The sequence below is a fragment of the Pseudomonas sp. genome (assembly GCF_050739655.1).
Taxonomy (GTDB): Bacteria; Pseudomonadota; Gammaproteobacteria; order Pseudomonadales; family Pseudomonadaceae; genus Aquipseudomonas.
This window is the reverse complement of sequence record NZ_JBOIBY010000567.1, coordinates 1-10,296: the sequence shown is the minus strand read 5'-3', so window position 1 is coordinate 10,296 and position 10,296 is coordinate 1. Positions and strand designations below refer to the sequence as shown.

The following is a 10,296-nucleotide window of genomic DNA, read 5'->3' as shown; positions in this document are numbered from 1 at the left end:
GTACAGGCGGCGTTTCGGTACCACATGGCGGGCACCGGGTTTCAATGTTGCTTCTACCACCCAAACGCGATGGAGTTCCCAGCGCATTGAGTCTGGGTTAATGAAGTTTTCACCCAAGAGAACTTCCGGTTTGGTATTCACCAGCACATTGCCTTCGTAAGGAACGTAACGTTCTTCCTTACCAATTAGCTTCCAATCATAGCGGTCAGTGGCACCGCTGAAGCCCCAAGAGTCGTCGAAATTTGTAAGCCCAGAGGTAAAGTTATTGGGGACATCGTATTGGACGTTAGGTGCTTTGCGTAGCCGACGCTGCCCGGCTAGGTACACCCAAGCGTTGGTTTGTACGCTGATCGGGTCAGCAGGGATGTTGACCACCTGCTTTTCGCCAGCTGAATAGGCGGGAGCTGTAGCGGTGATCAGAGCTCCGCCCCACAATTTTTTGTCGAATTTCTTCTCACGACCTGGTGGGTAATTGTATGGCGTCGACATGTTAATAATGTTTGCTGATGTCAATGCGCGTTTGCCGGAAGAAGACACGAACCAAGTGCTAGCTTCAAGAGTGGAGTCTCCTCCGCGCCAGTTCCACTTCATGCTAGCAATAGCTTCCTCCCCAGTTTTAGGAATGGGGAATGGAATGCCGCCCTGGTAATGTTCCATAGACATTATTGAATTGGTCATGGTGACATTGGTGGCATTACTAATTGATTGGTCATAGAAGTACTGTGGCGCGGCTCCAATTCTATGAGTCTGGTACACATTGATTTTATAGCCGGGATAATTCTTAAGCAGATATTTTGCGCCGTCGGTCAGCTTGCTTTCATATTGCCCAACATTGGCAGAAGTAATGGTGAAGATGGGCTTTTCATTCGGGAAAAGCACGCTGGGGCGCGTCAGATTGGAAGAGTTCTGTGAGGTGCTAACGTCTTTAACTAGGCCTCCTGTCCATTCCGGGATCGAGCCATCGGCATTACCTGCTTTAATGGCTCCGACTGGGGTCAACTCACCTTTAAGTTTCTCTGCTTCTGCAGGACTGACCGCTGCCATGGACTGGTGGGCCAAGAAGGTTGAAAGGCAGAAAGTTAAGGCGAATAATTTTTTATTGTTTTTCATCAGTAATCTCCGATTTGGACGAGGACGTCACAATCGCTGGCTTGAAATTATGCGGTTAGCGATAAGCTCTGGCAGCGCACGTGGAGCGGTCGAACTTGTAATTTTCGCAACGCTAGTCGAGCGCGCAAATTAGTTTCTGGCTCGCATTGCAAGAAAATTATCTGTTAGGCGCTTTAAGTTTTCAGATTTGATGGTTTGCGATTTGTCTGATCAACTTTGTAGTTGAATTGCAGCGAATCGGCTTTGTCAAACTGAGATTTTTCATGTCCGGTTTCCTTATATTTGTTGGACCTTAGAAGTTTCGCACGCCTGGTGCCGTTAGCTGGCCCGGAGGTGTCAGTTGAAGTTCTCCGAATGGGGGTTGCCTATCACCTATCGAAAGATAGAGATCGTCGGTAGCGGTGCTTCGCGCCCTGTGGGCCGAACATCTCATCTACCCCTCGCTGCGTAAGGAGGGGCGGCTTGCCACGCTGGATGATGAAGGGCAGCGGTGATCGGGGGGTGAAAATGGATTGTTGTCTGCCCACATAAATAGCCGCTGACTCTGTGCCGAGTATCTAAGGGAGCGCGCGATCATTATCACTTAGATGCCTGGCCAGGTTGCTTCTGCAGGTACTTCGCCAACGCATCCAGCTCGGTGTCGCTAATTTCCGTTTTTCGGAAAAACGGCATCACGGAAATCCCGTTGCGCACAAAGTACTTCACAAGCTCAGGTGTCAGGTCGACACGCTCCTGCAGAGGCCCTGGAACCGCGCCTTTGTAGCGGGATTCCAAAGCAACTGTACCTGGGTAGTAGTTGCCCTTCCCGTGGCATGGCATACACCATTTTTCGAAGACTTTTTGGCCGTCGGGTTGCTCACTGGCCCAGACTCCGAGGGTAGGTGCCAGGTAGAGTGCGAGGAGAGTCAGAGTAGTTATGAGCCTCATGCCTTTTTCTCCTTGCGCAGGTGCTTAGGCCAAATTCCATACCGGCCAGGGGAGAGGATTCCATTGGGGTCGATTGCGTCTTTAACCTTTTCGTGGAATCGCAACAGCGCATGATCGTTAAAGGAGTAGGTGTCCATCACCTCATCCTGGAAGACGGTTCCAGTGCGGTACTCGCCCCATCCATTCTCTGCTGCGATCTTTACCAGCTTGTTGAAGACCTCGCGCGAGTTCTTGTTCTTCACCGGATCCTTCGTGATGAAGAATGGAAGAATAAATGTGAACGTCCGCTCCCAGGCCGGCAACGGAACATTCATGGCGTACCCCAGAGGCACGCCTAGATCTCGTGCTGCCTTGCCCAGGATCTCGTTGATGCGCAGGACTTCAGCTCCATCGCGAGGGATCACCGGAGAAAACCAGGCATGGCCATCTGAAGGTGGCGAGGGATTCCACTTGGAGCGTGCGCCAATTGCAAATGTGCGTAGGTTTGGGATGCCGAACTGAGCCGGATATTGCACGGTTTCCTTCTGCTGTTCGGTGAGCGGGAGGTTGTAGAACTCCTTCTCGTCGAATGTCGAGTCAGGAATGGCTTTTCGATAGCTCTCCTGGACGTGCTCCCATTGCGCCCGAATTACCTTCTCCGGCCCGTAGAAGGTGAAGTCGCACGTCCAGAACGGAATTTTGTTGCGTAGTCCGTATTCCTCATACTCTTCAGGCTTTGCCCCGCGCTGGAAGAGCTGCATGTACTCGTCGTCTCTGGGCTCTGGGCCATTGACGAGAAAGTCATGGAGACCTGCAAGGCTAGGAGTTCCAAGCACAGGGCTGTAGAAGTCTGGATAGCCCGTGAACACTTTGGAGTTTTCAAGGTGGGTCATGGTGTCTACTAGCGGAATCATGTCTTTGTAGCGTGGCATATGAACCGAGCCTTTGAGAAAAGCCTCAGGCTCCGGCATCAACCAGAATCCCATCTTGGTGACGACACCAAAATTGGACTGGCTGAAAATTCCATCAATCCACGGCCCAAATCCCGACTTATATGTTTGCCAGGTTTTAGCTCCCGGCATCGCTCCCATGCCGGTACGCAAGAGCGTGCCATCGGCGAGGACGACTTCCATCCCGCAATGTGCGTCGAAATGGTTTCGGTACTGAGCCGCTGTGTAGCCTGCGCCACGATCCAAGGCATTGCCCATCATGCTGCCCCAACCTGGATCCGGTACATCGATCCATAGCTTGATGTTGTTCTCTTGGAGATGGCGATACATGTCGAAGTAGCTGACTCCGGGCTCCACTACGCAGTACGCCTGCTTCTCGTTCACCTCAATCACGCGATTCATGCGCTTGAGATCGAGTACTACGGAGCCTGAGTAGCCAGGCGCAGAACCGCCATATCCCAAGTTTTTGCCGGTAGAAATGGGGTACATCGGAATCTTGTAGCGATTGGCAATCCGCATCACCACCTGCACTTCTTCAGTGGAGGCGGGAGCGACCGCTGCCGACGCAACCCGTTCTTCTGCTTCCCCCCAAAAGGGTGAGTAGGCATCTCGATATAGGTTGAGATCCTCTTCGCTAGTGAATACCCATTCCTTCCCAACTGCCTCTTGAAATTGGCGTACGACTTCGGCGAAGTCGAGTTTGCTGATGCCGGGAGGTTGGCGCATTTGGAGATCCTCTTCTTGTGATTTTAGGATTGCAGTCAGGCAGTCCGTGCTGGGGCCATGACCCAAGTGACCAGGGGGGCAGGTGCGGTAAGTAGATTGGTGGCTGGTGCGCTTGCCAGGCCGGCAGTGCACATGCCCTGATGGCTCCAGTTGCAGTTCGCGCCCAACCTAGCCAAGCGTTCGCTCCAATCGGAGGCATCTGTTAGTAGTGCCTCGATGTGAGGTAGCTGGTGCGCAGGCGCTTCAAGTCGATGATGAACCGTGCCATCAGGTAGCCACTCATGCTCTACGCGCAACACCACACGCATATCTCTATCCCAGCCAAGGCGTTCGAGAACGAACAGCGGCTGGTGAGCCGTCATGCCAATGACGACGGGCTGACTCTTACGCCACATGGGATCCAGGTGTTTGAACCAAATCTCGGTTATGTCCCCGTCGACTGAAAAATGTCTGATACCTTCTTCGCTAGCGGCTGTTCCGAAACGTTGACAGTTGAGAAACCTGGCGTCAGAAATAACAGCGGCAGGTCGCTCTCCAACCCATTCGCTAAGTGATTGCGCAAGGCTCAAGCCCGAGCTGCCACACAGCGTCGGCACTGCAAAACCCGCGAAGCTTGTTTTTAGAAAAGTGCGTCGTTTCATGGACGGCTTCCAACCCGGTAACTGGGAAGAGGTTTGTTCGGAAAAGCCATGCTCTTACGGTGGGCTTTCCTATAGTTGACTTCGTGGGGCGATATGGACGGCACGGAGGCTCTCCTGTTCCTTGTTTTTATTCCGCTAGACCAGCGGCTTAGTAAGCAGGCATGGAAATTGTCTAGGTCGTCAGGTTCGGGATCACCTATCAACAGATAGAGTTTTTTGCGAGATAAACGGCCCAACGTTTCCCAAATGACGAGCCAGCTTTTGAGGGGAGGCGCCGGATACCCGTGTTGAAAACAGGCACGCAAACGGTGACAGATGCTGCCATCTCGCAGGACAAACCTACATCTTGATCGTTAGCCGCTGACGAAGGATTTTTTGTTGGTATTGGCAGGCAACTTTGGGAGGGAAACGAATGCGCTTCGAACGCGCCGGACGACATTGCGCCGTCCGGCGTTGAGCCTACTGCTCGAAAATTACCGCCGCAGGAGCAGTGTCGGCGAACTCCTTCACTACTACGATCTGTCCTTCGCTGATGACGAAGAGGAAGTGGTAGTTGTTTGCGTACTCCTTCCCGTTGGCAAGCTGAGCGAGTCCACTGGCTTCTATCGCAACCCGATCGCCCTCCTCAATTGCGCCGTGGATCGTTAGACGCATGCTTAGGATCAGCGGGCCGATTTGTTCGAAAAGTCCGGCCATTTGTCCTTTGCTCAGATCGCCTGGGCCTGGCATCCAGAATCGGGCGTCATCACTGGTTAGAGCTAACGCGGCAGAGGTATCGCCATTTTCCCTGTGCCGCATGTAGTCGAGCGCTAACTGTTTGTGTGGAGAGGCATTCATAGGTGTTCCTTAGCGACGGAAAAGCATGCTGATGAGAAAGCAAATGAGCTTCAGATTTAGCAGGCTAAATCCACCACGCATTTCCTGGGGGCTCAGTTTTGCGGTGATCGGCATGGCACCAAAGGCGGTGCCCTTAAGAAGCAAGACTTCACCTTCTCGCTCCAGCATTTCGATCTTCATCAGTTCGCTCCCGTCAGGAGAATAGAGCTTCATCACGTCACCTTATTGAATTTGCTGAAGTTCATTTTGAGGTCATCAAACATGCGCATGGCGGTCGCTCGGCCTGCGCCAAACACACCACCTCCCGGGTGTTGGAATGGGCCGACCAGATAGAAGCGGTCAAGACCGGGGACGGTATTACGTCCAAGGTCTGGAGTGGGGCGGTGGGCGCCGAATTGGTGCTGGTAGCCAGCGATGCCGTGTAGATCTCCGCGTTGGAAGCTGGGCGATGTACGTTGCATATCCAGAGGGGAGTCAACGTGCTTTGAGATGATCAGGCTGCTGTCGAGGTTGTGGAAGAAGGGACTCATCCACCTGAGCAGTTGATCGGCGTAACTTTCCTTGATTTCGTCCCAGTATTCGGGAACGTTTTGTCCTATCTGGAAGGGTACATATGCCCAAGCATGCAGCGTTGCCTTTCCCGCTGGTGCACGGCTTGGATCGATGTTGGTGGGGGAGGCGAGGGCTATCAGAGGATGTTGGGGGAGTTGGTTGTAACGGACATCGTCAAATGAGCGACGGAACTGATCCAAGTTTACTCCCAAGAGCTCGATGAAAGCTGCTTTTTCAACATGCTCACCCGCTTTGAATCGCAGTTTCTCATTGAGTGCTGCGTGTACCGTGATGCAGGCGCATGGCGAGGTTTGGGTTCGCTCGGCACGATCAAAGACAATCGGTGCCACCCCTGAGTCATCGAGATAGCTGCGCAGCAGGTGCGGATGAATGCCTCCGATTACACCATCGTGTGCTTCGAAGGTGCGGCCGTCGTGGGTTCGTACACCTACTGCTCTGCCTCCACGAGTATCAATCTTGGAAACATCGACGGACGACAATACTTCGCCGCCGTTGTCTCGAATGCATCGAATCAAAGCTTCGGTAAGGGCGCCGCTACCGCCCACAGGAATACCGATGCCATACTTTTCCATGAAGCCCAAGAACATGAAGAGACTGATGCCGGAGCCGAGTTCTTCAGGGCTGGCGAGGTTCTCTCCAACCATTCGAGCGAAGTGCAGCCTGATCTTCTCGTGGTTAAACCACTCACAGATGATCTCCCAGCTGCTTTTCATCATGGTCGCGAACATCTCACGACCTTCGGGGCTTTGATCCATCATGGCGAACTGGGCACCCATGGGAACCGGAGCAGAATAAAGGGTGCCCAACAGCATAGGCAGATAGTGAGCCGCGATTTCTGAGAATTTCAGATAGGCTTCGGCGTCTTTCTGCGAAAATCTTGCGAGCTCTTCATAGTTTTTCTGACGATCGCGGTACAAGCTGAGCGTACTGCCATCTGCGAACACCGAGATCAGTGGTACTTCTGGGTAGATATACTTCAGACCGTATTTGCTTAGCAGGCCAAGCTCGTCGTTGCGAATGAGTGGGTTCGCCTGGATGAAAATGTGGCCGACGCTGTGTTGGTCGTGCCGAAATCCCGGCACGGTGAGTTCGCGAGTGACGACGCCGCCACCAAACCACTCATTTCTTTCAAGGACTAATACTCTTTTGCCCGCAGCCGCTAGATAGGCGGCTGCGACCAGACCGTTATGGCCAGACCCCACAGTAACGACATCGTAGGCGCTGCTCATCTTGCTGAGTCCTGTTGTTTTTATTGAATAGGAATTGGTAGAGCTTGATGCGATGTTAAGAATGGCTTTGCGGAGGGAGCACCTATCCATGGATAGCGTGCGAAGTAATGAAGAGCTACTGCAAGTATCTATGAGGTAAAAAAAGAAGCGATCTCTCACAAGTACGAGATCGCTCCTAAAATCCAGCATGAAAGGGATCGAGTAGCTCAGCTGGGAATCGAATAGTTACCCTGATTTCGAGTTCGTACCCCTACCTAAAGATAGCTCCGTCAAACTCGAAATTGACGAACCAACTGCTGCAGTTCTCCACCAAGGTCTGCCAGCTCGGAGCTGGCCTGAGCAATGCTCTCAGTCGCGGCCGCACCCTGGTCAGTAATCCTCCTTACTCGGTCGACGTTTTCACTGATTTCGCCAGCTACTGAGCTCTGCTCTTTGGCTGCCGAGGCTATCTGTAAGTTGAGTGACTGAATGCTGCTAACTGCTACTGTGATCCTTGAAATTGCAACTCGCGCGCGTTCTCCCTGTGCTGCTACTTCCTGACTGAGTTGGGCGCTATTGGCCATCTGCTTGACCGCTTGCTTAGACAGCGACTGTAATTCAGCGATGAGTGACTCAATTTGGCTGGTAGAGTCCTGAGTCCTCATTGCGAGCGCCCGAACTTCGTCAGCGACAACAGCGAACCCGCGACCTTGTTCACCTGCACGGGCAGCCTCGATTGCTGCGTTGAGAGCTAAGAGATTCGTTTGCTCTGCTACCGCTTTGATAACATCAAGAACGCCGCCAATTCGATCGCTTCCATCATGTAGGCGTTCAATGGTCTGCATCGATAGGCTTACGTCTTCAGCTAGTCGACTAATCTGATCGGCGCTATGGCGTACGACTTCGTCACCCTCACTCGCCTGACGGTTAGCTAACTCGGCTGCATTTGAAGCGTCCTCTGCATGTCGAAAAACTGCCTCTGCGCTGTAGGCCATTTGCTGTGTAGCTGTGGCAGCTTGCTCCGTTACTTGTTGCTGACTTTTCGCGCCATTACTGTTCTGCAAGCTTGCTTGTTGCAGCTGATGGGCAGAGTGGTGGAGTTGGTTTATGCCTTGGACAATGCGCAGAATGAGAGATCGAAGACCGGTAGTCATATCGCCCATCGCCAGGCATAACTGGCCAAGTTCGTCACTACGACTCGTCGATATTTCATGGCTCAGGTCACCTTTTGCGATCGCTTGGGCCAAGGCAAGTGCTTGCCGTAGCGGAGGAAGAATTAGCTTGTGGATCGTGTAACCCGCGATCAGTGCAAGTCCGGTGATCACAATCGCGGTGATGATCAAAAGGCGCAGAATCATGCCTGCTCGTTGAGCCATCCATTTCTTGTGATTGGCAAGTGCTTCGTCTGCTTGTCGAAGAACTCGCTGTGCTTGGTCTCGCATTTTTTGCGCGCCAACCTCGTTGGCCTTACGGCTTGCTTCATAGTGCTGAAAGGAGGTTCGATAGTTCGCGAGGGCTTCTTCGGCTGCTTCAAGGATATCGTCGTGCTCTTTGCCAATTCGTTCGTGTAGCCGGGCTACATCTCCCTCTGTGCCCTGCATCAGCTCATCCCACTCTTTCAGCGCTTGCCCATCGCCAAGCTGAGTGAAAGAGAATTCGCTGCTCCGAATCGCCATCATCTGGCGGAGTAGGGCGGATGCATTCTCAGCAAAAGTGAGGGTGTCCGGGTTGAGAGCCTCTTGAGCACTAATGCTGCCTCGTAGCGCGGTGTACATATCCATCTCGACGAATTCGAATTGGATACGGGCTTCGTCCGCCTGCTTTTGCATTGCTGTGAGCGCATGCTTGGATTTCTGCGTATCCAAAACGAATTGATCGAACTGGCCACGGTACGAATTAGCAGTAGAGCGAATGTCCTGCAGAATCTCGTGGTCGGACGTGCTCTCAATCAATAGCTCGTCTACTCGCTTGCCAAGATCATCCATTTTTTGTGAGAGCGCTTTTGCGTCTTGGCTGTCATGGTCGAGCGCAAAATCTTTTTCTGCCCCTCGTGCTTGAAGCAACAGAAGGTTTATTTCGGCGATCGTTTCAAATTGCCGATTGCCGTCTAGCAGCAGATTTGCTGAATGGATGGCTAGAGCAATCGCTGCCAAGGAAAGAGCAGAGACCAAGCCAAATCCAATTAGAAGCTTTCGCCCCACAGATAGATTGATCAGTGCGTTCAGGATGGATTGCAGCATGTTGTTGTCCTTGTGGGCTGCTTATAAGGCGTACATACGCGCCGGCCGTAGGGTGGCCGCTGTTCTAAGGCGAGGCTAGGTAGAGGGGGATAGCCCGGCACCTATCGATGGATAGTGCCGGGCTGAATAGTTAGCGCAGTACGCCTAACTGACGTGCGCGTTCGGCTGCTTGGGAGCGGCGTCGGATACCAATCTTGTCGTAGATCTGCTGTAAGTACCACTTCACAGAACCTTCGGTCATACCTAGCTTGGTGCCAATCTCCCTGTTGAGCATACCGACCGCTACCATCTTGAGAATGTCTAGCTCGCGGCTATTAAGAGAGCCAGCGATTGCTACCGGCTCTTGAGGGGGAAGGATGGGTTTTGCGGCAAGGGTTTTGTCGGTCTGGAGGCGCTTGAGCAACTCTACAGCAAACGCGTCTGTTTGCTCTCCGTCGACCTGGGTATCTTGAAGCTGTTCGCGGAGCAAGTTGTGTAGCCAAGCACCTTCGTCAAGAAACACTCTGATGAAGCCTCCTGGAGCTGCTTGGAACATAGCTCGTCGCACTATTCGTAATGCCGCTCGCTGATCCCCTGCGAGCAAGGACAACTGTGCGATGATCAGATCCCACCTTAATACGCTACGAATGGCATCTGCTGAGCTCATGTACCGATGCCATTGTTTGGCAAGGTGTAGTGCCTCTGGGAGGCGATCCTCAGCTTGGGCCACTCGAACCCAGGCGAGAGCTCGAGCCTCATCTCGGGTCGTGATTGAGTGGTGAGGCGCTACCTGGCTGGCGGGTACCCGTAGCTCATGTTTTCGACCAAGTTTAATGACGGCGTCAGTGTTGCCCTGACGAAGCAGCCACTTCAATCGCTCTGCGAGTGCGAAAAGACGGAGTCGTTCAAAATTGTGCTTCTGAGCGAAGATGTCTGCTTCGTCGAGCATCTGGAATGCGGTAGCGGCGTCGCCATCAATCATCGAGAGCCGCGCCCTGGTCAGCCACCCTGCGATTGCTTGATCTACAAAACCCAGTCCGTGGATCTGAGGGAGGTAATCTTCAAGAAGTTTCCGGGCCTGCGTGAGCTCATCACGCTCGTAGTGAATCTTCGCAAGGTGCATGGC

Annotated in this window: 9 protein-coding genes and 1 pseudogene; all 10 read right to left on the bottom strand. The window is 53.0% G+C overall.

Going from position 1 to position 10,296, the window contains the following annotated elements; translation table 11 throughout:
- On the bottom strand, positions 1-1,110 hold a 1,110-nt coding region (locus tag ACRESJ_RS26995; RefSeq protein ID WP_431760582.1), incomplete at its 3' end, for a DUF1329 domain-containing protein.
- A 579-nt stretch (positions 1,111-1,689) separates the two neighbouring features.
- Positions 1,690-2,037 (bottom strand): c-type cytochrome, encoded by a 348-nt coding sequence (locus ACRESJ_RS26990; protein ID WP_431760581.1) that lies wholly within the window; start codon positions 2,035-2,037, stop codon positions 1,690-1,692.
- Positions 2,034-3,692 carry an FAD-binding protein gene (locus ACRESJ_RS26985; RefSeq protein ID WP_431760580.1) on the bottom strand — a complete coding sequence of 553 codons (1,659 nt, stop codon included), beginning with the start codon at positions 3,690-3,692 and terminating at the stop codon, positions 2,034-2,036. Before ACRESJ_RS26985 ends, ACRESJ_RS26990 begins: the two co-directional genes overlap by 4 nt.
- Before the next feature lie 35 nt (positions 3,693-3,727).
- A complete protein-coding gene (locus ACRESJ_RS26980) occupies positions 3,728-4,333 on the bottom strand; it encodes a hypothetical protein (RefSeq protein ID WP_431760579.1) in 606 nt (201 codons plus the stop codon).
- A 459-nt stretch (positions 4,334-4,792) separates the two neighbouring features.
- Complete coding sequence (locus ACRESJ_RS26975) at positions 4,793-5,170, bottom strand: nuclear transport factor 2 family protein (protein WP_431760578.1); 378 nt, start codon at positions 5,168-5,170, stop codon at positions 4,793-4,795.
- A 9-nt stretch (positions 5,171-5,179) separates the two neighbouring features.
- Positions 5,180-5,383: a hypothetical protein gene (locus tag ACRESJ_RS26970; protein ID WP_431760577.1), complete on the bottom strand. Its 204-nt coding sequence runs from the start codon at positions 5,381-5,383 to the stop codon at positions 5,180-5,182.
- Complete coding sequence (locus tag ACRESJ_RS26965) at positions 5,383-6,972, bottom strand: phytoene desaturase family protein (RefSeq protein WP_431760576.1); 1,590 nt, start codon at positions 6,970-6,972, stop codon at positions 5,383-5,385. The genes ACRESJ_RS26970 and ACRESJ_RS26965 overlap by 1 nt, the downstream gene beginning before the upstream one ends.
- Positions 6,973-7,241: 269 nt before the next feature.
- The gene (locus ACRESJ_RS26960; RefSeq protein WP_431760583.1) at positions 7,242-8,105 is read right to left on the bottom strand and encodes a methyl-accepting chemotaxis protein; all 864 of its coding nucleotides are present in this window, start codon (positions 8,103-8,105) and stop codon (positions 7,242-7,244) included.
- Positions 8,100-8,309: pseudogene (locus tag ACRESJ_RS26955) on the bottom strand (HAMP domain-containing protein); the annotation flags it as partial. The pseudogene ACRESJ_RS26955 and the gene ACRESJ_RS26960, both read right to left, overlap by 6 nt.
- 1,012 nt (positions 8,310-9,321) lie before the next feature.
- On the bottom strand, positions 9,322-10,296 hold a 975-nt coding region (locus ACRESJ_RS26950; RefSeq protein WP_431760575.1), incomplete at its 5' end, for a LuxR C-terminal-related transcriptional regulator.

Excerpts from the sequence above, each read along its gene's own strand:
- ACRESJ_RS26990 (WP_431760581.1), bottom strand. The coding sequence starts at position 2,037 with ATGAGGCTCATAACTACTCTGACTCTCCTCGCACTCTACCTGGCACCT.
- ACRESJ_RS26985 (WP_431760580.1), bottom strand. The coding sequence starts at position 3,692 with ATGCGCCAACCTCCCGGCATCAGCAAACTCGACTTCGCCGAAGTCGTA.
- ACRESJ_RS26980 (WP_431760579.1), bottom strand. The coding sequence starts at position 4,333 with ATGAAACGACGCACTTTTCTAAAAACAAGCTTCGCGGGTTTTGCAGTG.
- ACRESJ_RS26975 (WP_431760578.1), bottom strand. The coding sequence starts at position 5,170 with ATGAATGCCTCTCCACACAAACAGTTAGCGCTCGACTACATGCGGCAC.
- ACRESJ_RS26970 (WP_431760577.1), bottom strand. The coding sequence starts at position 5,383 with ATGAAGCTCTATTCTCCTGACGGGAGCGAACTGATGAAGATCGAAATG.
- ACRESJ_RS26965 (WP_431760576.1), bottom strand. The coding sequence starts at position 6,972 with ATGAGCAGCGCCTACGATGTCGTTACTGTGGGGTCTGGCCATAACGGT.
- ACRESJ_RS26960 (WP_431760583.1), bottom strand. The coding sequence starts at position 8,105 with ATGACTACCGGTCTTCGATCTCTCATTCTGCGCATTGTCCAAGGCATA.